29 protein-coding genes and 1 tRNA gene are annotated in these 21,913 nt (G+C 64.9%); 17 read left to right on the top strand and 13 right to left on the bottom strand.

Annotated elements, in window-relative coordinates; translation table 11 throughout:
• Position 1: 1 nt before the first annotated feature.
• Entirely contained in the window at positions 2 to 664 is a 663-nt protein-coding gene (locus tag FHR22_RS12715; RefSeq protein ID WP_166943197.1) for a protein-L-isoaspartate O-methyltransferase family protein, read from the bottom strand.
• A 253-nt stretch (positions 665 to 917) separates the two neighbouring features.
• Between FHR22_RS12715 and FHR22_RS12720 the strand changes: the two genes are divergently transcribed.
• Positions 918 to 991, top strand: a tRNA-Cys gene (locus FHR22_RS12720).
• A gap of 74 nt (positions 992 to 1,065) precedes the next feature.
• Here FHR22_RS12720 and FHR22_RS12725 read toward each other — a convergent pair.
• The 11 genes from FHR22_RS12725 to FHR22_RS12775 are packed head-to-tail and all read right to left on the bottom strand — an operon-like array spanning position 1,066 to position 8,052.
• A complete protein-coding gene (locus FHR22_RS12725; protein ID WP_243853715.1) occupies positions 1,066 to 2,244 on the bottom strand; it encodes a tyrosine-type recombinase/integrase in 1,179 nt (392 codons plus the stop codon).
• On the bottom strand, positions 2,222 to 2,425 hold the full coding sequence (locus FHR22_RS12730; RefSeq protein ID WP_166942759.1) for a hypothetical protein: 204 nt from the start codon (positions 2,423 to 2,425) through the stop codon (positions 2,222 to 2,224). Before FHR22_RS12730 ends, FHR22_RS12725 begins: the two co-directional genes overlap by 23 nt.
• Positions 2,422 to 4,917 carry a DNA cytosine methyltransferase gene (locus FHR22_RS12735; protein ID WP_166943200.1) on the bottom strand — a complete coding sequence of 832 codons (2,496 nt, stop codon included), beginning with the start codon at positions 4,915 to 4,917 and terminating at the stop codon, positions 2,422 to 2,424. Before FHR22_RS12735 ends, FHR22_RS12730 begins: the two co-directional genes overlap by 4 nt.
• Positions 4,914 to 5,339: a hypothetical protein gene (locus FHR22_RS12740; RefSeq protein WP_166943203.1), complete on the bottom strand. Its 426-nt coding sequence runs from the start codon at positions 5,337 to 5,339 to the stop codon at positions 4,914 to 4,916. The genes FHR22_RS12735 and FHR22_RS12740 overlap by 4 nt, the downstream gene beginning before the upstream one ends.
• A complete protein-coding gene (locus FHR22_RS12745; RefSeq protein WP_166943206.1) occupies positions 5,336 to 5,596 on the bottom strand; it encodes a hypothetical protein in 261 nt (86 codons plus the stop codon). The genes FHR22_RS12740 and FHR22_RS12745 overlap by 4 nt, the downstream gene beginning before the upstream one ends.
• Entirely contained in the window at positions 5,593 to 5,760 is a 168-nt protein-coding gene (locus tag FHR22_RS12750; protein ID WP_166943210.1) for a hypothetical protein, read from the bottom strand. The genes FHR22_RS12745 and FHR22_RS12750 overlap by 4 nt, the downstream gene beginning before the upstream one ends.
• The gene (locus FHR22_RS12755; RefSeq protein ID WP_166943213.1) at positions 5,757 to 6,272 is read right to left on the bottom strand and encodes a hypothetical protein; all 516 of its coding nucleotides are present in this window, start codon (positions 6,270 to 6,272) and stop codon (positions 5,757 to 5,759) included. The genes FHR22_RS12750 and FHR22_RS12755 overlap by 4 nt, the downstream gene beginning before the upstream one ends.
• Positions 6,265 to 6,852 (bottom strand): hypothetical protein, encoded by a 588-nt coding sequence (locus FHR22_RS12760; RefSeq protein WP_166943216.1) that lies wholly within the window; start codon positions 6,850 to 6,852, stop codon positions 6,265 to 6,267. Before FHR22_RS12760 ends, FHR22_RS12755 begins: the two co-directional genes overlap by 8 nt.
• Entirely contained in the window at positions 6,849 to 7,739 is an 891-nt protein-coding gene (locus FHR22_RS12765) for a hypothetical protein (protein WP_166943219.1), read from the bottom strand. The genes FHR22_RS12760 and FHR22_RS12765 overlap by 4 nt, the downstream gene beginning before the upstream one ends.
• Complete coding sequence (locus tag FHR22_RS12770) at positions 7,736 to 7,873, bottom strand: hypothetical protein (RefSeq protein WP_166943222.1); 138 nt, start codon at positions 7,871 to 7,873, stop codon at positions 7,736 to 7,738. The genes FHR22_RS12765 and FHR22_RS12770 overlap by 4 nt, the downstream gene beginning before the upstream one ends.
• The gene (locus FHR22_RS12775; protein ID WP_166943225.1) at positions 7,870 to 8,052 is read right to left on the bottom strand and encodes a hypothetical protein; all 183 of its coding nucleotides are present in this window, start codon (positions 8,050 to 8,052) and stop codon (positions 7,870 to 7,872) included. The genes FHR22_RS12770 and FHR22_RS12775 overlap by 4 nt, the downstream gene beginning before the upstream one ends.
• Before the next feature lie 139 nt (positions 8,053 to 8,191).
• Between FHR22_RS12775 and FHR22_RS12780 the strand changes: the two genes are divergently transcribed.
• Positions 8,192 to 8,551, top strand: a complete 360-nt coding sequence (locus FHR22_RS12780; RefSeq protein WP_166943228.1) for an HIRAN domain-containing protein — start codon at positions 8,192 to 8,194, stop codon at positions 8,549 to 8,551.
• 17 nt (positions 8,552 to 8,568) lie between these two features.
• Here the strand turns inward: FHR22_RS12780 and FHR22_RS12785 are convergent, their stop codons facing one another.
• Positions 8,569 to 9,348, bottom strand: coding sequence for an XRE family transcriptional regulator (locus tag FHR22_RS12785; RefSeq protein WP_166943231.1), 780 nt, complete (start codon positions 9,346 to 9,348; stop codon positions 8,569 to 8,571).
• A 109-nt stretch (positions 9,349 to 9,457) separates the two neighbouring features.
• On the opposite strand from FHR22_RS12785, the gene FHR22_RS12790 reads away from it, so the two are divergent.
• The 15 genes from FHR22_RS12790 (at position 9,458) to FHR22_RS12860 (ending at position 21,823) form a co-directional block, all read left to right on the top strand.
• Entirely contained in the window at positions 9,458 to 9,769 is a 312-nt protein-coding gene (locus tag FHR22_RS12790) for a hypothetical protein (protein WP_166943235.1), read from the top strand.
• On the top strand, positions 9,766 to 10,239 hold the full coding sequence (locus FHR22_RS12795) for a phage regulatory CII family protein (protein WP_166943238.1): 474 nt from the start codon (positions 9,766 to 9,768) through the stop codon (positions 10,237 to 10,239). The genes FHR22_RS12790 and FHR22_RS12795 overlap by 4 nt, the downstream gene beginning before the upstream one ends.
• The gene (locus FHR22_RS12800) at positions 10,239 to 10,787 is read left to right on the top strand and encodes a hypothetical protein (RefSeq protein WP_208417684.1); all 549 of its coding nucleotides are present in this window, start codon (positions 10,239 to 10,241) and stop codon (positions 10,785 to 10,787) included. Before FHR22_RS12795 ends, FHR22_RS12800 begins: the two co-directional genes overlap by 1 nt.
• Complete coding sequence (locus FHR22_RS12805) at positions 10,784 to 11,305, top strand: hypothetical protein (RefSeq protein ID WP_166943244.1); 522 nt, start codon at positions 10,784 to 10,786, stop codon at positions 11,303 to 11,305. The genes FHR22_RS12800 and FHR22_RS12805 overlap by 4 nt, the downstream gene beginning before the upstream one ends.
• A complete protein-coding gene (locus FHR22_RS12810; RefSeq protein ID WP_166943246.1) occupies positions 11,302 to 11,874 on the top strand; it encodes a hypothetical protein in 573 nt (190 codons plus the stop codon). The genes FHR22_RS12805 and FHR22_RS12810 overlap by 4 nt, the downstream gene beginning before the upstream one ends.
• Entirely contained in the window at positions 11,871 to 12,413 is a 543-nt protein-coding gene (locus tag FHR22_RS12815) for a hypothetical protein (protein ID WP_166943249.1), read from the top strand. Before FHR22_RS12810 ends, FHR22_RS12815 begins: the two co-directional genes overlap by 4 nt.
• A gap of 182 nt (positions 12,414 to 12,595) precedes the next feature.
• A complete protein-coding gene (locus FHR22_RS12820; protein WP_166943252.1) occupies positions 12,596 to 13,786 on the top strand; it encodes a helicase-related protein in 1,191 nt (396 codons plus the stop codon).
• Complete coding sequence (locus FHR22_RS12825; protein ID WP_166943255.1) at positions 13,777 to 14,751, top strand: DNA-methyltransferase; 975 nt, start codon at positions 13,777 to 13,779, stop codon at positions 14,749 to 14,751. Before FHR22_RS12820 ends, FHR22_RS12825 begins: the two co-directional genes overlap by 10 nt.
• Entirely contained in the window at positions 14,748 to 14,954 is a 207-nt protein-coding gene (locus FHR22_RS12830; protein WP_166943258.1) for a hypothetical protein, read from the top strand. The genes FHR22_RS12825 and FHR22_RS12830 overlap by 4 nt, the downstream gene beginning before the upstream one ends.
• Before the next feature lie 2 nt (positions 14,955 to 14,956).
• On the top strand, positions 14,957 to 16,099 hold the full coding sequence (gene dnaN / locus FHR22_RS12835) for a DNA polymerase III subunit beta (RefSeq protein ID WP_166943263.1): 1,143 nt from the start codon (positions 14,957 to 14,959) through the stop codon (positions 16,097 to 16,099).
• Between the two features lie 13 nt (positions 16,100 to 16,112).
• Complete coding sequence (locus FHR22_RS12840; RefSeq protein ID WP_166943266.1) at positions 16,113 to 16,493, top strand: hypothetical protein; 381 nt, start codon at positions 16,113 to 16,115, stop codon at positions 16,491 to 16,493.
• Between the two features lie 8 nt (positions 16,494 to 16,501).
• Positions 16,502 to 18,355, top strand: a complete 1,854-nt coding sequence (dnaG, locus tag FHR22_RS12845; protein WP_166943269.1) for a DNA primase — start codon at positions 16,502 to 16,504, stop codon at positions 18,353 to 18,355.
• Between the two features lie 392 nt (positions 18,356 to 18,747).
• Positions 18,748 to 20,352, top strand: coding sequence for a DNA primase family protein (locus tag FHR22_RS12850; RefSeq protein WP_341786618.1), 1,605 nt, complete (start codon positions 18,748 to 18,750; stop codon positions 20,350 to 20,352).
• 349 nt (positions 20,353 to 20,701) lie between these two features.
• A complete protein-coding gene (locus tag FHR22_RS12855; RefSeq protein WP_166943272.1) occupies positions 20,702 to 21,241 on the top strand; it encodes a hypothetical protein in 540 nt (179 codons plus the stop codon).
• A gap of 276 nt (positions 21,242 to 21,517) precedes the next feature.
• Positions 21,518 to 21,823 (top strand): HNH endonuclease, encoded by a 306-nt coding sequence (locus FHR22_RS12860; protein ID WP_166943275.1) that lies wholly within the window; start codon positions 21,518 to 21,520, stop codon positions 21,821 to 21,823.
• Positions 21,824 to 21,913 lie beyond the last annotated feature (90 nt).

The following is a 21,913-nucleotide window of genomic DNA, read 5'->3' on the forward strand; positions in this document are numbered from 1 at the left end:
TTCAGAAGCGGAATCCCGCCGGCGCCGCAAAGCCCGGCAGCGGCGCGGCATCCATGTCGGCAAAGCTGCGCAGCGCGATCGTGCCGCCGGTCTTGACGCCCTGGACCAGCCGGGTCACCGCACCCTCGCGCCGCGCCGCGACCAGCCGCCCACCTTCGGCGAGCTGTACGACGAGGGCTTCGGGCAGCGCCTCGATCGCGCCTTCGATGATGATGCGATCGAACGGCGCGGCATCGGGGGCACCGGCGTTCAGCGGGCCTTCGACCCAGCGGATCGCGTCGTCGGTCGCGCGGGCGCGGGCCGTCGCCATCAGCTCGGCCTGTTCCTCGACCGCGTGAACTTCGGCATCCATCAGCGCGAGCAGGGCCGCGGTATATCCCGTCGCGCTGCCGATCAGCAGCACGCGCACGCCCGGGCGGATCGCCGCGGCGACGAGCAGGCGGCCGGTAACGAGCGGCGGATTGAGTGCGCGGCCGTGATCGAGCGCGATCGCGCGGTCCATATAGGCCACTCCGGCGAGCGCGGCGGGCACATAGGCCTCGCGCGGCGCTTCGGCCATCGCGCCGACCACGACGGGGTCGATGACGTCGTTGGTGCGCAACTGGCTGTCGATCATCGCTGCGCGCATATCCGCGGCGCTAATTTCGCTAAACTTGGTCGCCATCAGCCTGTTTCCGATTCCTAAGGGTCTGAACCTTTGCGGGGAAGCTCTAGCCGAAGCGATGCTGTATTGCAATGACAATACAGCTGCATCCCCGCGCTGTCGCCGCATAGCTGGCAATGGGGGTGCCGCCAAGTCCCATCGCCCTTCGCGCGCGTTGCTCCGGCGAATCCTTGACAAGGCGGTGAAACCCCCTCACTAGCACCGCCGTCCAACACCCGGCCGTCCGCATCAGCGGTTGCGGCTTTCGGCGCGAGGCCCGATGGCGGAGTGGTGACGCAGCGGACTGCAAATCCGCGCACGCCGGTTCGATTCCGGCTCGGGCCTCCAGCCGAACCATATTAACTAGTAAATTCAATGGATTGCGCTGGTTTTGTGTCTAACCTTGGGGCCAAGGTTAGACATTAGACGGCCTTTAATTGTCCGCGCTGCCGCGTTTTCTCTGCCGCAAGGAAGCGCTTTTCCCATGCCGAAAGGCGCTTAATCGCAGCCGTGGCCATGCGCTTCTGATTTGCCTCGGCAGTGTACAGCGCGACTTCGTTATCCTTTGTGTGACCGGACACCGACTTCATCGTCTGGTTGCCTAATTGCAGTTCGGCCATGCGGCGCATCGTGGCTTTACGCAGGCCGTGCGCCGTACAATGGTGCAACCCCGCGCCGTCGCATTTCTCCCTGAACCAGTTGCCGAATGCGGCATTGGTGAAGGGCATGCCGGCGTCGTTCAGCAGGAAACACATCGGGCTGGTCGCTTCGTCGCCCATCGCCTCGATTGCTTCGATCCATTGCACGGCGACCGGGAGCCAGAGAAGCTTGCCGCCCTTCGACTGGGTCACCTTGATGAAGCCGTCGACAATATGCTGACGGCCGAGGTGAATGGCGTCTCCGCGGCGCTGATCGGTCCACAGAATCTGTTCCAGCGCCAGGCGGGCGTTCGTGCCGAGGGGGTATTGGGCGCGGTATTGCGCAATCTCTTCTTCGGTCCATGTGTGAAAGCCCTTCGACCGCTCACCGGCGGGCACCTTGACCCGTTCTGAATCGTCGGCTGGATTGTCGGTGATCAGCTTCAGCTTTTTGGCAAAGGCGAAAAAGCGAACCAACTCCTTGCGCAGCTTTCGTGCGGCCTCGACGCCACCGACCACGCGGTTGCCCTGTTGCCGCTTGACCTGTTTCTTGGCGATGATCGCGTCGATATGGATAAATTCGATATCGGCGACCAAGCGATCCTCACGCCCGTCGCAGAAGTCGTTGATAATCCGCGCAACCTTTTTCTGAGTTGTCTCGCTAGGGCCCAGCCTGGTGATGGGTTTGAAATATTGGCTGCGCAGGTCGCCGATCGAGCCCTTAGCGTAAGGGGATGGCCGGGGCGGCGGTGTCTGGCTGCCGCCGCCGTTGGCAGCGATATATTCCGCGTCGAATTCTTTGGTGCCGTAGGGGTGCTGAAAACTGTGGGGCTCATAACCCTTGCGCCGAAATTTCAGGCGCAGCTTGCCGTGGCGGTCACGAAAGCTGGTGACATATTTGGGCAGCAGTTCGTTAGCGGCAATCCGACGTTTGGATTTCTTACTGGTGCGGTGCGTCGGCAAGTTCTTCGTCCCAAGGGTTTGCTGATTTCGGCGTGGCATCGTCGCGATTCTCGCCGAGGAAGATGTCAATCGTTTGGTGGGCGAGGTCAAGCCGGATGCGCGCGCGTTCGACACCTGCCTTTTGGCAGGCGCTGACAGCGCGGTCATAGTCGGCCTGACTGATGGCCGCGGGGCGGGTCACGCTGCCTCCTGTTCCCGCTCGGCGATCGCGGCGGGCAGGTTGGCGCGGACCAGTGCTTCGGCGAGCGGCGGGCAGACGCTGTTGCCGCATTTGGCGACCTGCGCGGTCTTGGTGATCGGTTTGCCGTCGGCGTCGCGATCGATGATGTAATCGGGCGGGAAGCCCTGGGCGTTGAACAGTTCGCGCGGAGTGAGCATGCGCATGCCGATATCGACGATGACAAATTCCTCGCCGTCGATGGTGACGGTGGCGAGGCCGAAGCGGGCCTGATGCGTGATCGTGTGCAGCGGTGCCGTCGCTTCCTGGCCGTGCTGCGCGGCGCTATAATATTTCAGCAGGAAGGCCCGGACCTCTGCCATGTGCAGCCCTTGCGCGCTGACGGTGTTCAGCGGCTGGTCGACCGGTTCGGCACTGGCGGCGATATGCGCCTCGCTGGTACCGCGGAGTTTCATCAGGTGCGACGTCACCGTCGCCTGCAGCGGTCCGCGCTGGACGATCGTCGACAGGGGATCGGCGAAGCTGTGGCCGGGGTTGAGCTTGCGGCCTTCGCGCGTCTCGCTGAACTGCGCAAGGTGCGCGGCGACAAGGGCATGACGCGGATCGCAAGTCTGCGTCCGCAGGGGCTCGTCGGCGGCGTTGCTGGCCCGAACCTTCCCGCCGGCCTTCTCGCCATAGAAGGGCGCGAGGAAGGCGTTGACGAGCGCGCTTTTGCCGCCTCCGCCCGCTGTCGTCGTCGGCAGGGGGTCGATTATCGCTGCACCCTCGCTCTTCCCGAACTGACGCTCGAGGAATGTCACGACGAGTTGCTGATGCGACCCGCTGGTGGTGATGGTGCTGACCGGCGCGTCGGCTGCGCGGCCCGGCTTAACCCCGGTCCGCTCCTTGTTCATTTGCGCGAGATGCGCGACCGCAATGCAGGCGTCGGCCTTTGCCGTCGTCGTGGGATAAGGCTGTTCGGGCCCGACCGGTGCCGACTGGCCACGCCTTCCGCCGCACCCGACGATGACAGGCGACAGCACGGCCGAGACGATGCAATTCTGATCCTTTTTGGAGGCGCAGATGGTGTGCAACGGATCCTCGGCCGCGCGGTTGGCGCCGCCCTGCTGCGCATAAGTGACGAAGGGGGCGAGGTGTGCGGTGGCGATGGCATATTCGGCCTGCGCGGTCTGGGTGCGCACGGGCTCGCCCGGCGCGAAGGCGCGGGCGGCGCGGGTATTCTTGAACGCTGTGCCGATGACGAACGGCGCCAGCGATGCCTGAACCAGTCCGAGCGGCGCGGAGCCGCCGGGGCGCTTGACGAAGCTGTTCGCGGTGACGGTGTGCAGCGGATCGCCCACGGCATGTCCGATCGTTCCGGCGCGGAACTTTGTGATGTGGGGCGATATCAGGGCCATTTCGCCGCGATTGGCGCCGGTGACGGTATGAAGCGGCGCCTCGAGGCCGTATGACCTGCTCGCGCTTCCCGCATGGGTCAGCGGCGCAACGAAGGGCTCTGCCAGCCACAGCCGGTTGCTGGCCGTGATGGTCGAAAGCGGGTCATCGACGGGCTTGGCGGTGTTGTTCGTCATCGCCGGCACGATGAACGGCGCCGGATTGTTGACGACGAACTTCATGATGCCGTGCGCGATGCGGCGCAGGGTCTTGTCGGCCAGCGGCTTTTTGCGGTCGAAGATCGACGGGCACGGAATCGACCAGTCGATAATCTCGGCGGCGGTGCGCCATGGCTTCAGCTTCGCGGGATCGATCTTGAACCCCGCCTTTTTCTGGCGCGCGATCCACAGCTTGCGTTCCTCGGGATCGGCGGGCGCATGGGTCGGGGTCGGCCAGGTGATCGGCGATCCGTCGAATTTGATGATGATGACGAGCCGCTTGCGGATTGTAGGCGTACCGTAATCGCAGGCGCGCAGCTCTTTCCATTCGATCCTGCCGCCCGCCTTGCGGATTTCGGCGCACCATTGGTCGAAGGTCGTCCCGGCCAGTTCCTTGATCGGGTAGCCGTGATCGTCGAGCGGGCCCCACGTCCGGAATTCCTCGACATTTTCGATGAAGATCGCCTTGATAATCTGGCGCCAATTCGGGTCGCCGCGGCGTTTCGCCTCGGCCTGCAGCCGCTTGATCCAGTGGACGACGACCCATGCCAGGTCGCGGATCGACTTTTCGCGCGGCTTGCCGCCCTTTGCCTTGCTGAAATGCTTGCAATCGGGGCTGAACCAGATGAGGCCGACGCGGCGGCCCTTGGTCACGTCGAGCGGATCGACGCGCCAGATATTGTTGCGGATATGCAGCGTGCCGGGGTGGTTGGCCGCGTGCATGCGGATCGCTTCGTCATCGTGATTGATCGCGGCATCGAGGGCGCGGCCCAGTGCCGCTTCGATCCCGGTCGACGCGCCGCCGCCGCCGGCGAAATTGTCGATGTTGAGATCGTCCAGATCGTCGGCGTGAACATAGCTGGGCAGGGTGCCGAAGTCGGCAAAATGGCTGGCTATGTTCATGCGGCGATCCTTTCGGGCTGGGAAAAGGGGAAGATGATGTTGCCGTCGGCATCGACGCTGGGGGTCGGGTGGCCGAGATAGGTGGCGAAGCGGACCGCGAGCTTGAGCAGCAGGAAGGCGCGCGCCTCAGCCTCGCCGGGCTGACGGCCTTCGGCATGCCATTTGCGGAGCGCGGCAGCGGCGGTGCGTAGCGTGACGGCGGCCAAATGCTCGCATTCGTCGAGGCCGGAGCCGGGCCAGGCGCCCTGACGGTCGCCGTCCCACCAGCGGCACCATTCGACGATCGCGGCCCATTCGGCGCGGTCGGACCGGCGTTGTTCGGCGGTGATGCCCTGCGCGGTGCGGGCGGCGTGCGCGCGGCGGTCGGCCTCTGCCAGTGCGATCAATGGGTAATTGTTCGGGGCGATGGCGGCGAAGGTCATTCTTCGATCCTCCGCCAACCGACGACGGGATCGCTCGCCAGCCCTTCGCTGTTGCTTTCCCAGCAGGCGCCACCGCACCAGTCGCGCGGATGCTTCTCGCCGTCTTCGGCCTGCCACTGATCGCACGGCTTTTCGTCCTCGGTCATCGAGGCGTCGCGCTTCAATTGAGCGCGAAAACGCTTGCCGCCGTAGACTCGGACTTCGACGGCCTCGTCATAGGGTGCGTGATCGGGGTGGTTCCAAGGACGCCGGCTCACAGCGTCCACTCCCGCCGATCGACAGGAAGCCGGTGATCGCGCCTACGAGAGGCCCGATAGTGCCGATCCCGCTTGTACGGGACATGCTGACCATCGCTGGTGACGAAGAACAGGTTGCCGCAGCCATCGAGTTCGACGGTGCCGGGCTTATGGGCGCGGCTCATTCCTCCCTCCCTATCTGAGATACAGGATGGTCGGGGTTGGGGTTGGTGAGGACGGCTAGGAATCGTTGCGCAATGTCGCGCACGTCCGCGCAGGCTCCTTCGTCGGAGACCTCGAAGAGCCGGTCTATCGCATAGGCCGTTTCCTGCGTGTCACTCGCGTCCGCGAAATCTACGTCTCGCCAGTAGGCAATCTCTTCATCGAGACCGTAATCTGTCAGCCAATAATGCAGCGTGCAGCCGCACCGGTCGCACCGCTTCGTGCCGTCCTCTATGGCGGAATACCAATCGCCGCCGTCAATGCCTGCGAAAAAGGCTTCCTGCCAATCGTTTCGGCTATACCATGGGCTGATCGTCAGCAGAGGGCCGAGTTCAAATTCGCGGCCTCGCGCGACGACGGCGCAATCCCAGCAATAGCTGGTGCCAGCATCGCTTTCGAGCCAATGCTGCGACGGCGGATTCCGTTCGAATGAGTGTCGGCAGACCGACCTGCGGAGATCGTGCATCTCACCCACGGTTCACCTCCCCCTCATCTTGGGGACGGTCGGACAGGGCTTCGCGGGCATCATCTGATCGGTCGAAGGTGCGCGAGCGTGTCTCGAAGAGGGAGACGAACTCGCTGCCCTCGATCCGGTTCCTGAAGAAGGTCAGCGCGACATCGAAGCTCTCGAAGGCTTGCCGACCAGTCATAGGCTTCGGATGGACACGCCTTCCGTCCGGCAGTTCTGCACTCGGCGGGGCGATCCACGTCAGATCGAAGCACTGCTTCTCGGAGCGCAGTCGGTCGGTTTCATCAACGGTCGGGGCGGGGGTGGCGCAACTCGCGCATCGGATCGCGCGCTTATCGCAGCTATCGACCACCTGCTGGCAGTCCACACACCGGATCGAGTAGTTGCCCGGCGCGTACCCGGCGCGGCGTGCAATGACGGCTTCGTGCGCCTCGATGATACGACAGGACAGCCACGAGAGCGAAGAATCGCCCATGTTCGCCTCAAGCCAGAGCGCGATATGGTCGGCGTTCGTTATGTCGAGTTCGCGTTGAAGGCGTTCCGTCTCTGCGGATGCGGCCGCTACCTGTTCGGGGCTAAACATCATCCCTCCTCCTGTGCGGGTGGGGTGGCGGAGAGGGCGGAGCGGGCGAACATCTCACAGGATCGGTTCAGGGCGGCAGCCAGCGCATATGCGTCGGCGCGATCATTGCCGGGGATGGTAACGCCCGCCGCTGGATCGCGCGCACTGAACCATTGCTTTTCGCCGTTGCTCGACCGCGAAACGTGAAATGGACCCTCCAGCGCATCCCCGTCATATTCCTGACCAAGAGGATGTAGATCGGAGAGGGTCGAAGGGGTGAGGGCGGCGAGGACGCCGGGAACTTCGCGCATAATCCTGTCGGCGGCTTCGTAAGCGCCCTGTTCTGTAAGCTCATCTTCCATGAAAGGGGGAACAGCGCCGTGGCTTTTCATGCAAGCTCGCAACTCCAGCGCATCTTTGGCCATGCTAAGCCAATTGCGCCGCGCGAAGATTGCGGCGATCTCTTTTGCCAGAGCCTCCCGCATCCCGTCTCCGGGCCATGGCGAAGAGGGTTCAGCCGTGGGGGTGGATAGAGAGGCGAGCAGGAGTTCGCAGGCGGTTACGACGTGGTCGACGTCAAACTTGTCGAAACGAGAATGCGTGACCGTGCCTTTCGTCCTCGGTTCGGCCCGGATGCTCGCGATCGCGTCTTCAACGCTGGCCCGCGTGAAAATCCGGCCTGCGAATGGGTCCACCCCCACCGAGGCAGCATTACTGCTCTGGCTGTGGCCTGATTGCGACGTGATGCGCTGCGTGATCGCCGTGCAACGCCGTGCTTCAGCGTCCCTGTGGCGGGCGAAGGCTTCTGGCAGTCGAAGATCGGGGAACAGGCGCATGTATTCTGCGGCCGCGTCCCGATCCGCCTGCGTGACTTCAACCGGCTCAAGCGCCTGCGTAGGGGTGGGGGTCATCGGTCGATCCCCGCCGCGACTTCGCGGGCCATGCCAAGCGAGGGGCAGACGCGGATCAGCGTTGCGCCGTGATATACGTAGAAATCGCTGCCGTAGAGTTCGGCGACTTCAACGATACGGATCGGGGCGCTCACAGTGCGGCCCTCACCGCGATGCAAGCGCCAGCGACAGCGCAGGCGAGCGTGACGACGCTGGCGGCGATGATGACCGCAGTCCAGCGTTGGTCCGGGTCCGCAAAATGCGAAACGATGGTCGCCGCGTGCCGGTCAAGGTCGGCGCGGTCGATGGGGAACAGGGCCAGCCAGTGGCGCATGAGGTTCACTCCCTGCCCGGGGATCGGGTGCGGGGCAAAATATATGGGCAATTGCCCATGTCAAGAGTGAATATGGGCAATTGCCCATAGCGTTGTCATAGCAAGGCGGCGCTGGCAATGTGCGCGGGGGTGAATTGCTATGGCTTTTCCAAAAATCTATCGCGCGGCGATCGTTGCTGAGCAGCATTATGACGGCGCGGAGCAATGCGTGATCGGCGAGCGCTTATGGCTTCGCTTCGAGCCCGACAATCCGCACGACCCGGACGCGATCGAAGTGATCAGGCGGAACGGCGCAAAGGTCGGCTATTTGCCCCGGGATAGCTGGTTGAGGCGCCCGATTTTGGAGGATGGCGACGGGGCGCTATGCACCGTCGTTCGGATCGAGGAAAATGAAGGTATCACGCATGTCGTGATGGCCGTTACGATTAGGCCACCCGATCATTTTGCCAATTGCGTGCTGGAAGCTGGGGAATGCCCGCCGCCGGCGCTGCCCGACTGAGTGGGCGCTGGGGCGTATCAGCGATCGAGCAGGTCGCCGGGATCCTCGACCAAGTGAATCGCCTTGATCATGTGGCGCGGCACCCGGAATTCGCGCGGCGGATTATGCTGGCGCAGAACGACAAAGTCGGCCGTGCGGCGGACCAGCGTCTTGATGAGCACCGCCACCACTTCCTCCCCATGATCGCCGTCGTCGATCGGGGCGCGGAGCTGCACAATCACGTCGTCCTCTATCTGCGGCGGCTTGCTGGGCTGGGCAAAACGCAGATTTCCCGGCTTGTGCGCGGGCCACATCGAATCGCCCTGGATGCGAAACGCATAGGCCGACTGATCACCGAAGAGCGCGGGCGGGCGCAGCGCGAAGCCGATGCGGTCGGTCGGTTCGAACAAAGTCACCTCGATATCGGCGGCGCCGTTCTCGTCGAACGACATATTGTGCCCGAACGCCGTGCCGTAGATCGGCAAATCCTGCGGGAAATGCCGGAACATGCGGCCGACGTCGCCGACATTGGCGGGGGCCGCATCGCGGGCCGACAGGATCGAGGGGGCCGGCGATGGATCATCGGTGCGACCCATCAGCCAGTCGATGCTCACGCCCAATAGCTCGGCCATCTTGCCGAGTTTGTCCGTCGACGGGATCGACCCGCGCCCGCGCAAGTCGCGCATGATGTAGCGATTGCCGCCAGCCACAGAAATCTCGTTGTCGGTGGCGCCGAGCAGTTCGCGGCGCTCATCGATACGCGCGATCAGCAACTGGCGCCGCGCCTCTTTTTCGTCTGAAATGCGTGCGTTAGGCATGTGGGCATATTCCCATATGCTGCCCGCGTCAGCAATTTGGGCATTTGCCCCTTGACGATGTGGGCAATTGCCCATTATCAGCGTGTCGACCATTTCGGGAGACGCGTTAGTGCGGCTGGAAGAATATCTGATCGGCATCGGCGAAATCTGGTGCACCGAAAGCGACCTGAAAGAGACAACGCTGGGCGCGCGGCTGGCCAATGACGGCAAACTGTTCGAACGGCTGCGCGGCGGCGGCGGCGTGACGACGGGGCGGTTGCAAGATTTTCTCCGTTTCTTTCGCGACGGCGCGAATTGGCCGACCGGGCAGGTGCCGCAGGGCGCCGCCGATCTGCTGAACAATTTCGGCACTATCGCGGTCGCTGTGTCAGCGTCCACGGGACAGAATGACGACGTGTCCCGTCAGGCGGTGCGGGTATGACGCGCGGGACCCCGATGCACGGGCGGATGAAGTTTGCCGCCGCGACGGCGGTCGAGCAGGCGGGCGGGGTCGATGGCGCGGCGGCGACGACGAGCCGTGGCCGGTCGACCGCGGGGCGCTGGCTGAACGTCAACGATCCCGACCTGCCGACGATCGATGCGGCGGTGGCGCTGGACAAGGCGGCGATCGCCGAGGGCAAGGCGCCCGCGATTGCGGCCGCGATGGCGCGCGACCTGGGGCGGGTGCTGATCACCCTGCCCGACGTGCGCGCCGAATGCGGCGACTGGCACGCCAAGGCGGTGACGCTGACGCAGGAGCATGGCGACCTGCTCACCGGCCTGCTGCGCGACCTGTCCGATCATAAAATCAGCAAGGCCGAGGCGACGAAGCGGCGGCGCGATGTCGCCGACCTGATCGCGATCGCGGTCGAAATCGACCTGGAACTGGCTGCAATCGAGGAGGGTGAGTGATGGTTGTCGCGAACGGTTTCGATCCGCAGGCCTTGCCGCAGTTTACGGCACATTGGTCGAACCAGAACGGCGGCGAATTGCTGCTCATCGCGGGTTCGCTGCGCGCGACGGTGTCGGCGGCGATGGCGCAGGCGGTGGTCGACACGCTGTCGAGGGCGCTGGAGGTTCCGCTCCGCGCGGCCGAGATGGCAGCCAGCGTGCCCGAGTATGAGCGGGTGGCGGACGCCGCGGCCTCGATCAACCTGTCGTTCACGATCCGGCGGGCCGCGCTGCGTAGTCGAGTGCAGCATCGAGAAACGCGCATGTCTGCCATCCGCGAGGCGAGCGGGGTGTGTGCGAATGAAGGCTGTGATGCGGCCCATATAACGGGCATCGCCTTTACAGCCGACGAGCTGGCGGACATGTGGCGCCGCGAAGCGGGCCTGCCTGATCCCATCGCCGCTGACGATGCGCCGATGACCAAGTGCATCGACGACGAAAGCGATCCCGGCAGTTGGGAACGCCACCTGCGCCATATGGCGCCGATGCGGAAGGCGCGCGGGTCGTGAGCGGATGCGGGGGGCCTTTGGCGAACGCGATCGCGGCGGATGCTGAGCTGTTGCAATTGAGCGAGCGGGCGGCGTGGACGGGTGTCCTTCATGCGGTGCGGATCGCGCGTTTCGCAACGGGTGGGACCGGCGATTTGTCCCCGCTCGAACTGGCGGCGGTCAGCGACTGTTTGCGGGCGCTGAAAATTTCCCATCCCAAGCCGGGCCGCGCCACATTTGCGCAGCGCGAGGCGTGCGGCGAATGCGGGCAGGTGCTGCCGATCGAACAGCAGCATGTATTGGGCGCAGACGGGTTGCCCGACCGCTTGTCGTCGCAGCGCAGCTATGGCTGGCCCGCCGGGCATTTGGGGCCGGGCTTTACTATTCGGGTCGATGGCGATCCGGTGACGCGGTGCATCGCCTATGATCGGACGCTGGGCTTTGTCGTGTTGCGGGACGACAGCGACGGGCAGGTGCGCGTCGATGGCGCTGTGACGATCGAGCGGACCGACCCGGTCGCCGATTGGAAGCGGCTGTGAACGCCGCCGAATCCTTTGTCCTGCCGCCGATGGCGCGGGTGGCCGAGCCGGGGGCGCTGGAGGCGTGGCTGGGCGATCCCGACGGCGAAGCGCGCATCCTGGTGGCCGAGGGGCGGGTGGCGCCGAAGACGGCGCTGGCGTGGGTGCTGGTGCATCAGTGGAAAGCGGCGGGGTTCGTCGATGTCGTCAGCGAGCCCGTCGGGGCAGGCGAATGGCGGTGGATCGCGGTGCGCCAGCTGTGCGCGATGCCCGCGGCGCCGGGCGCGCGCGGGGCGAAGGGCGGGCGCAGCGCCGAGCCGCTGGCGGCCGACGGCACGCCGGTCAGCGATCATATTTTCCGCGCGATCAAGCGGGCGGCGAACATGGGCCTGCCCGCGCCGTCGCTGGCGACGCTGGCAAAGGGCGCGGGGATGAAGGCGCCGGCGAACGCCAAATATTATGTCGACCGGTTGAAGGTCGCCGGCAAGATCGGGGTGGAGACGAAGGTATTCGCGGGCGGCGAGCGGCGGCGGTACCGGATACTCGACACCCATGGCGTGACGGTGAAGCAATCGGGGTGGAGCCGGTGACGGCGTCCCGCGCCTATGCCGACCGCTGGCATGCGCCGTTGTTGGCGGCGCTGACGGTGCTGGACGGGCAGGCGTGCCCGTCGAACCAGATATTGGCGGGGCTGCTGGGGATCACGGCGGGCCAGATGGATTTTGCGCTGGCGCGGGCGATCCGCGCCGGGCGGCTGCGGCGCGAGGAACGGCACCGGTCACGGCGGCTGATCGTCGTCGGCGAAGATGGCCGTGACCTGGCGGCGACGAGCTGGTCGCGGGCGGGCGGCAGCATGATCGAACATCGGATGCGCGATGCGGCGGTGGTCGCGGCGCTGGCGGCGGTCGACGACGGCGCATGGCCGCGCGCGGCGGTGATCGAGGATCGCGCGGCGGATGAAGCAGCGATCGAGGCGCGGCGCGTGGTGCGGACCCGGTGCCCCTTTTGCAACATGCCGCCGGCGCACGCCGATTGCCGCCATGGCTGGGATGGGTTGACGACGGCGGCGGCGCGGCGTGCGATTGCGGCAGAAGCGGGGATTGCCATCGCCGTCGGGGGTGCAGGCTGATGGGCATTACCCCGGACTACGGAAATTTTCTCGATGGCAAGCGTCAGCTCGACGGCAAGTTCGGTTTCGCGCCGCGGTATATGCCCGGTGACGCGTTCGATTTTCAGCGAGCGCTCATTGAGCACGCCGTCCAGCAGGGACGTTCCGCCATTTTCGCGGACTGTGGTCTTGGTAAGACGCTCATGGAGCTCGCGTGGGCCGAGAATGTCGCGCGCGAGACGGGCGGCAACGTCCTCATCCTGACCTGTCTCGCCGTCGCGCAGCAAATGGTCGAGGAAGCGGAGAAGTTCGGCATCGGTGCGACGCGATCCATCGACGGCACCGCGCACCGCATCACGATCACCAACTACGAACGGCTGCACCATTTCAACCCATCCGACTTTGCGGGCGTCGTCTGCGATGAAAGCTCGATCCTCAAGAATTTCGCCGGCGCTCGCAAAACCGAGATAACGGCCTTCCTGCGCAAGCGGCCGTATCGTCTGCTGGCGACCGCGACTGCGGCGCCGAACGACTTCATCGAACTCGGCACGTCCTCCGAAGCCCTCGGCCATCTCGGCTATATGGACATGCTCAACCGCTTCTTCAAAAACGACCTGAACAACAGCGCCTCGGGCCGGATGCGCGGCGAGGTCATTAAATGGCGGCTCAAGGGTCATGCCGAACGGCCATTCTGGCGCTGGGTCTGCTCGTGGGCTCGGGCCTGCCGGAAGCCGTCCGACCTTGGCTTTTCTAATGAGCGCTTCGAACTACCGCCGCTGATCGAGCGCGAGCATATCGTTGAGGCGCGCACGCTCGCCGATGGCGCATTGTTCGCGCTCCCGGCGCAGGGCCTCGCCGAACAGCGCGAAGAGCGCCGCCGCACGATCGCGGAACGGTGTGAGCAAGCGGCCTATATTGCGAACCAGACGACTGAGCCCGTCATGCTATGGTGCCACCTGAATGACGAAGGCGACCTGCTGGAAAGCATGATCCCCGACGCGGTTCAGGTGTCGGGCGGCGATAGCGACGAACGGAAAGAGGACAGGCTGCTCGGCTTTGCTAAGGGCAAGTATCGGGTCATCATCACGAAGCCGAAGATCGGTGCGTGGGGGCTGAACTACCAGCACTGCAGCCGGGTCGTATATTTCCCGTCACACAGCTTCGAGCAATATTACCAATCGATCCGCCGTTGCTGGCGTTTCGGGCAAAAGCGCGAGGTCGAAGTCGATGTTATCGCCTCCGAAGGCGAACTCGGCGTGCTCGCCAATCTTCAGCGCAAAGCCGCGCAGGCCGACGAGATGTTCGCAAACCTCGTCGCCGAAATGAACGACGCGCTCGCGATCGAGCGCGGCAAATTCTTCCCGCACAAAATGGAGCTCCCGGCATGGCTGTGAAGCATCAGGAAATTGGCGAGAGCTTCGCCCTGTATAACGGTGATTGCGTCGAAGTGATGCAGTCGATGCCGGACGCTTCGGTTCACCTGTCGGTCTATTCGCCGCCGTTCGGCGGGCTCTACCATTATTCGAGCGACGAGCGCGACCTTTCGAATTGCGACGATTACGACCAGTTCTTCGAGCACTATGCCTTCGTCGTACGCGAGATGGCACGCGTTACGATGCCGGGTCGTATGACCTGTGTTCACGCAATGGACGTGCCGAAATCGAATAGCGGCACCGACTGCTACCACGACTTCCCCGGCGACATTATTCGCCTGCATCAGCGCGAAGGCTGGCGATACGCCGGGCGCCATATGATATGGAAGGAGCCGTTGGAGGTCCGGCTGCGCACGATGCAGAAGAACCTCGCGCACGCCTCGCTCGTCGCCGACAGCCTCGACTGCGGCATTGCATCGGGCGACTATCTGCTCCTTTTTCGCCGCGACGGTGAAAATCCGATCCCGGTCAAGCATCCTGTCGGCTTGCTCGAATATTCAGGCGAACGGGCGATCCCGTCCGACGTGCTCGGCTATCGCGGCTGGACGGGCAAGCAGACTGAGAACCGCTACTCTCATTGGATATGGCGTCAATATGCCGACTGCATGTGGGACGATATCCGGTTTCAGCGCGTGCTGCCGTTCCAGTCGTGCCGCGAAGAGGACGATGAAAAGCACGTCCACCCGCTGCAACTCGACGTTATTGATCGCTGCGTCGTGCTTCGTAGCAATCCCGGCGAGACGGTTTTTACCCCGTTCATGGGCGTTGGCAGCGAGGTGTATAGCCCGATCCTGCTCGGCCGCCGCGGCATCGGCGCCGAACTCAAGGAAAGCTATTTCCGGCAGGCGGTGAAGAATGTTCAGGCGGCCGTTGACGGTCACCGCTTCGATCGAACCAGCTTCGAAATTCCTTTCGAAGTCGCATGAGCGCCTTGTCCGATCTTGGCCCCGTGCTGCCATCGGCCGGTGACCTGCGCTTTGCGGCGATCGAGGCGCGGCAGCTGGCGAATTTGATTGTCGAACTGACTGCCGACGGCCCGCACCGCGATGTGCCGCGCGCGGCGCGGGCGATGGAAAAATTGCGCGCGGTGGTCGGGCCGCCCGCCGAGGCATCCGAAAAGGGAGAATGACGATGGTGAAAGCGAAAGAAGCGCCAAACGGCGCGGCGATGTTGGTCGCCGATCGCGCGGAATTGCTGCGGGCGGCGACGGTGGCGAGCATCGTGCAGACGAAAGAAACGATACCGGTGCTGGCCAATATGGTGATCGAAGGCACGGCCGACGAGATTGCGATGTCGGCGACCGACCTGGACATATTGGTGCGGGTGACGGTGCCCGGGCGGTGCGCGGGGGCGCCGTTCGCGACGACGATCGCCGCGAAGCGGTTCGCCGCGCTGATCGGTTCGGCGGACGAGGGCTGTCAGGTCAGCCTGAAGATGGACGCCGGCGGGCGCGACGTGGAGCTGAACGCGCCGCGGATGCGGTGCAAGATGCCGATGCTGCCGGTCGAGGATTTTCCGATGATCGCGTTCAACGGCGGGCAGATGTCCTTTACCCTGCCCGCGAAATTGCTGGCGGCGGTGCTGGCGCGCACGGCAGATGCCGAAAGCAGCGAACAGACGCGATATTATTTGTGCGGGACATTGCTGGCGGTAGCCGACGGCCGACTGCTGGCGGTGGCGACCAATGGCCATATGGCGGCCGAAATCGACCTGGGCGAAGCACCCGGCGAATGGCCGAATTGCATCGTGCCGTCGAAGCTGACCGGGCTGTTGGCCCGGTTGCTGAAGGACGGAGACGGCGATGTTGACATCACGCTGGACGAGAAGGGCCAGCGCATCCGGTTCGAATGGGATGCTTGGACGATCACCGGCAAGCTGATCGAGGGAGCATTCCCCGATTGGCGGCGGGTGATCCCGCCGGCGAAACCCGAGCGGCGACTGGTGATCGACAGCGGCGGCCTGTCGCGGGCGATTGCGCGCGTATCGCAGATGTCGGGCGAAAAAACGCGGTCGGTGCTGGTCGAACTGGGCGCGGAGGGCGTGACGGTGAGTTGTTCATCGCCCGAATATGGGGCGGCAGAGGAAGATGTGCCCGCGAGCTGGAGCGGCGAGCCGTTCCGCATCCGGGTGAACGCCACCTATTTGCGCAGCATTGCGAACGCCGCCAGCGCCGACAGCGTGGCGTTCGATTTTGGCGGCGAGCGGGATCCGGTGCGGATCGAACCGCAGGCCGGCGCCGGTTTCGTCGGTGTCCTGATGCCGATGGCACTTTGACGGGAGAGAGACAATGAGCAAGTTCGAATCGACGATCGAGGATTTGCGCGACGCCGTAGATTGGGCTGACGAACTCAGCGCGGAAAACCGGCGACAGATCGGCGTCGAAATTGATGCGATCGAAGGGATTTATAACCGCATGGAAGCGGAGCGCGACGAGGCTTGGGATGCTGTCGATGCGCGGCCGAGCGAGGATGAGGTCAACGCGGTTGTCCGACGTGATCTTGCGGACGATCTGGAGCCGATTTTCGGCGCAGTCTTTCGGGGTGACATCGACGATGCGGCACGGCGGGTACGGCAGCTGTCGGACATGTTGAGTGGGACCGATCCGATCCTTGTCGCGATCCAGCGCGCCAAGGCGCGACCGCACCTTTTCCTCGCGCCGGCGGCCTGAGCTGACGGATGCGCTTCACACCCGCCTGGCTGGACGAATTGCGTGCGCGGGTGACGCTGTCGACGCTGATCGGCGCCGATATCAAGCTGGACCGGGCGGGGCGCGAATATAAGGCGTGCTGCCCGTTCCACGGCGAGAAGACGCCGAGCTTTACGGTCAACGACGACAAGGGCTTTGCCCATTGTTTCGGTTGTGCGTGGCATGGCGATGCCATCCGGTGGATGACCGACCATCGCGGACTTGGCTTTGTCGAGGCGGTCGAGGCGCTGGCGGCAGAGGCTGGGATGGCGGTTCCGGCGCCATCGGCCGAGGCGCGGCGGCATGCCGAGCGGATCGAGGGGCAGCGGCCTACTCTGGAGGAAGCGGAGCGCATTTTTCGCGATCTGTTGCGCGATGATGGCCCGGGGCGCGCGTGGATGGTCGATCGCGGCATCGACCTGACGACCGAGGTCGAGTTCGGGCTGGGCTTTGCGCCCGAAAATGGCGCGCTGCGCGATCGCGGGTTCATCCGGGCCGACCTGATCGCCGTCGGGCTGGTCGGGGCGAGCGAGGGGCGCGACGGCGGCACATTCTATTACCCGCGGTTCCGGTCGCGCATCATGATCCCGATCCACGATGCGCGCGGGCGCATCGTCGGGTTCGGCGGGCGGACGTTGCCGGGCGCGAAGGAAGGCGCCGCCAAATATATCAATTCACCCGACAGCGCGATCTTCGACAAGGGCGGGTTGCTGTTCAACCTGCACCGGGCGCGCCCTCGACTGCGCTCGGGCCAATCGGGGGGTGGTTTTAGCGGTGCGCGGCGGTTGATCATCGTCGAGGGATATTTCGACGTGGTCGCGCTGCACCGGCTGGGCGCGGCCGCGGTGGCGCCGATGGGGACGGCATTGACCGAGCGGCAGCTGGAACGCGCGTGGCGGGTCGATCATTGCCCGCTGCTGCTGTTCGACGGCGACGCGGCGGGGATGAAGGCGGCGGTGCGCGCGGCGGAAACGGCGTTGCCGATGATCGGCCCGGGGCGGTCGTTGACGATCGGGGCGCTGCCGCCCGGCCTGGACCCCGATGACCTGGTGCGCGCCAGCATCGCCGCCGGCGAGGATCCGGCGCAGACGCTGGCGGCGTGGCTGATGTTCAACCGACCCATGTCGGCGCAGGAATGCCTGCTGAACCATGCGCTCGAACAAGTCGACAGCGATAGCCCCGAGGCTTGGTCGGCGGCGTGGAAGCGGCTGCAGGACTGGGCGGCGACGATCGTCGACGACGATACGCGAGCGCTGACGGTGATGCACTGGCGGCGGCGGTGGGAGGTCGCGGCCGAGCTGATCGCCGATATACCGGTGACGGTGCGCCTGTCGGCCGATCCCGTCGACGACGACTGGGCTTGCGACGAATGCGGGCTGGCGACCGATCCCCAGTCCGGGTGTCTGAAAGCCGGATATTGCCCGCATCGCGACGGGATCGACGCGACTATCTATGGCGGCATGCTCGCCGATGGGGACGATGCCCGGGTGCAGGCGATGGTGATGTGGCTGGTCGGCACGTACGACGACATCGCCGACATTCAGGCCGACCAGAAGTTTCGCCTAAGCATGGCCAAGGAAATGGGGTTCGACCCGCCGATGCTGCGCAAGATGGCGAAGGCAGTGATCCAGGACCGCGACAAGCCGGACACCCGCGTCCTGAAGGAGGCGCGCGAGGTGGCCTATCGCCGCGCCATCGGCCTGAAAGGGCCGCTCAACGAAGAATTTCTGCCACCGCCGTTCGCCACGGGCGCCGCGGCGGTCGAGGGGAAGCGCGCGCCGGCGCTACCGCCGCCGACAAGGCGGATCGAGGCGATGATGGATATGATCGAGGGGAGAGGGTGATGGGGCTTCCGAAGAGGGAATTTTCGCGGGCGGAAGCGCTGATCCTTGGCGAGATTGGCGATCCCGCCGACTGTAAATGCCTGAGTTTTCGTCACCTAGCCGAGCGAACAGGCTTACCCCGCGATGAGGTCATAGATGCGTGCAGGACGTTAAAGGCCGACGGCTTCGCGGATTGCTACACTGGTTTGTGGACTGATGACGGCGAGCCCTATGGTTCGGGGTACGGATTGAGCCGTGCATATCTCGCGGAAATGCAGAGCGAATAGCCCGTGGCGTCCGCAGCAAATGACCCCCCGCCCCCCGATGTGGGGCAGGCTTTGCCTCCTTCCGCCATGGAAGGGGCGGCTGCGTCATTCCCCGGGGGTGCGGGGGGTGCGTCGGCGCGCATACGCGTGCTGCCCGATCCCGAGCGCGATCGACTGTGCGCGACGTTCCCGCAGACCGATCTTGGCAATGCCGAGCGGTTTCGCGCCCGGTTCGGCCACCTGTTCCGATTTTGCCCCGATATCGGCTGGCTGAAGTGGGACGGCCGGCGCTGGGCGCTGTTGACGCAGGAAAAAGACGAACTGCCCGGCGAGGTCATGCAGGCGATCTATGTCACCGTGCGCGCGATCGGCAACGAGGCGGCGGCGGTCGCGGAATCGGGGCGCATCGACGAGGTCGAGCCCGAGCTGGCGCGCGAGGAAAGCCGGATGGACTTCGTCGTCCGTTACAAGTCGAATATCGCGATCCTGTTCAGCGACACGCTGCGCGACCATGCCAAGGCGAGCGAGAGCCAGGCGCGGCTGGGCGCTATCCCCTCGCTGGCCCGCAATTTCGCGACGACGCTGGTCCGCGCCGCCGATCTGGACGTCGACCGGATGGCGATCAACGTGCTCAACGGCACGCTGCGGCTGGAAAACAACGGCAATATGCTGTGTGTCCGGTTGCACGACCATAATCCCGACGACCTGATCACCAAGGTCGCGAACGTCGTTTACGACCCCGACGCGACCTGCGCCGATTATGACGGGTTCTTTGAACGGGTGATGCCCGATCCCGACGACAGGCGTTTTCTGCACCAATGGGCAGGCCTGTCGGCGACCGGCGACGTGTCGTATCACAAGATGGCGTTTTTCTGGGGCAAGGGGCGCAACGGCAAATCAACCTGGGTCGAAGCCGTCGCCTCGCTGCTCGGCGAATATGCGCAGGTGATCAAGTTCGACACCTTCCTCGAGCAGGCAGCCAAGCGCAAGGGGGCCGATGCGACGCCCGACCTTGCCCGCCTGCCCGGCATCCGATTTCTGCGCACAAGCGAGCCCGAAAAGGGCGCGAAGCTTGCCGAGGCGCTGATCAAGGAAGTGACTGGCGGCGAACCGATGTCGGCGCGGCACCTGAACAAGGGCTTTTTCGATTTCCTGCCGTCGTTCAAGCTGACGGCGCAGGGCAATTATCGGCCGAAAATCACCGGCCATGACGACGGTATCTGGGGGCGCGTGCGCCTGGTGCCGTGGACGGTGCGCATCCCCGACAAGGAGATCGACACCGAGTTGCCCGCCAAGCTGAAGCGCGAGGCATCGGGCATATTGAACCGGATGCTCGACGGGCTGCTCGACCTGAAGATGAACGGGCTGGCCGAGAGCGACAATATCCGCGCGGCGACGGCCAAGTATCGCGACCAGAGCGACCAGCTCGGCCGCTTCCTCCACGATTGCACAGCCGACAAGGCGGGCGAGAAGGTCCGATCCGGCGCGCTGTTCGACCTGTTCAAGGCATGGGCGGCGGTGACCGGCGCCGGCGAGTGGCAGCCGCAGGGCTTCGCCAAGGCGATGGAGGATCGCGGCTATGAGCGCAAGACGTCGAACGGCGTCTGGTGGCTCGACCTGATCACGACGGTCACCGAAGAGGACGTCAAGGACGGTCGGTTCGGCAGCGTAGCGGGCGGTGACGACGCGGCGCCCGCGACCTATGCGCCGCCGCCGTTGGACGATGATGACGCTTATGATCCATTCGGATGAGCGCGCGCCTGATCCCCCTGCACCCCCGTTTCAGCGGGGTCGAATGGAAGGAGAAGTCCTTCCACGGAAGGAGCCCGTTCGGCCAGTGGAAGGAGGCGCGGCGCCAGCATTTCTGCGGGTTTGGAGGGAGTGGAGGGAGGTTTCGCCCCGGTCCCCATATGCGGGCGCGGGCGCGCGGGCATGCGCGAACAGGTCTATATGTCCTTCCACTCCTTCCATTTCATCCAATCAGGGTGATCAGGGGTTTGAATTTCATGGGGAAATTAATGCCGTCAGCGACGGCTCACCGTCCTTCCATCGTGGTTGTGACGGAAGGAGGCGGGGTTCCGCCGCAAATGGGAGTATGGAAATGGTGAGTATCAGGCGTTCGGGCATGGCGGCGCTGGCGGTGCGGATCGATGCGGCGCCGGTCGCGCTCGACGTGCCGCGCGGGCGCGAGGCGTTGGAGGCGGCGATGGCCGAGGCGGTGCGGCTGTCGTGGTTGTTGACCGATCGTACGGGATCGTCGCCGTTCGCCAGCGACGGGCCCTGGCATCTGATGACGCGCGACCTGCGCGCGGGCGACTATGATGCGCGTGGCGGTGACATGGACGACGCGCCGGCACCGCGCGAGACGCTGGGCGTCGTGGACATGGCGTTGATCGAACGACTTGGCGGATGGCTGACGCTGCTGGCGCGGCGGCACCGGCGCGGGAGCGAGCGGGCGGGTGCGGTGTCCGATGGCGCGGTGGTCGCCGCGGTGATGCGGCAATATGCGACGGGGCGGTCGCAGGTGGACTGGGGCCGGGTGATGAAGGCGGTCGGGCTGGATCGCGGCAAGGGTGCGCTGCGTCATCGCTATGACAGAGCAATGGACTGGTTGGCCGCCGAGGTAGCGAAGGGGCGCTGACGCGTCTTGCCGCTGCATGCGTCGATGTACGACGAAATGACTAAGCCAATGATATCCAGCCTTAAACATCGTCAAGGCCTAAAGATGTTTAGCCCCTGCAAATATCTTACGAGCGGATATGGGCATCAAATGCTACATCGGTCAGGCATCGTGGTGACGGTGCGCCCGGGCGACGGGGCGCTCTTCGATCGGCGATGCATCCTCTCCCTGACTGGCGGGCGCGGTGGCAGCAATGCTTCCGCGCCCGTCTGTTTATCGGGGAGCGTGAGGGACATCATGGGAAAGCTGACGGCATTGGGATCGAGGGTGGCGACGCTGCCGCCGCGCGTCGCAGTGCCAGCGAAGCGCGCCGATACGCTGTACACCTCGCCCGAATGGAGGGCGCTGGTCAGGGCGATCAAGGCGGCGCGCGGCCCATACTGCGAGCGCTGCGGGTCGAGCCATCGGGTGGCGGGCGATCACATCGTCGAGGTGAAGGATGGCGGGGCGCCGCTCGACGCTGCGAACGTCGAGCTGCTTTGTCAGTCCTGCCACAACCGCAAGACCGCGGCAGCACGGGCGAAGCGCGCCGGGCTGGCCTGACGCGCAGCGGCGGGGCGGTGAGAGGGGCGGGGTCGAAAGTTCGGAAGCCTCTAGGCCCCGGAAACCCCATGCCTCGCATCGACAGATTTT

It is taken from the genome of Sphingopyxis panaciterrae, assembly GCF_011762125.1.
GTDB classification, from domain to species: domain Bacteria; phylum Pseudomonadota; class Alphaproteobacteria; order Sphingomonadales; family Sphingomonadaceae; genus Sphingopyxis; species Sphingopyxis panaciterrae.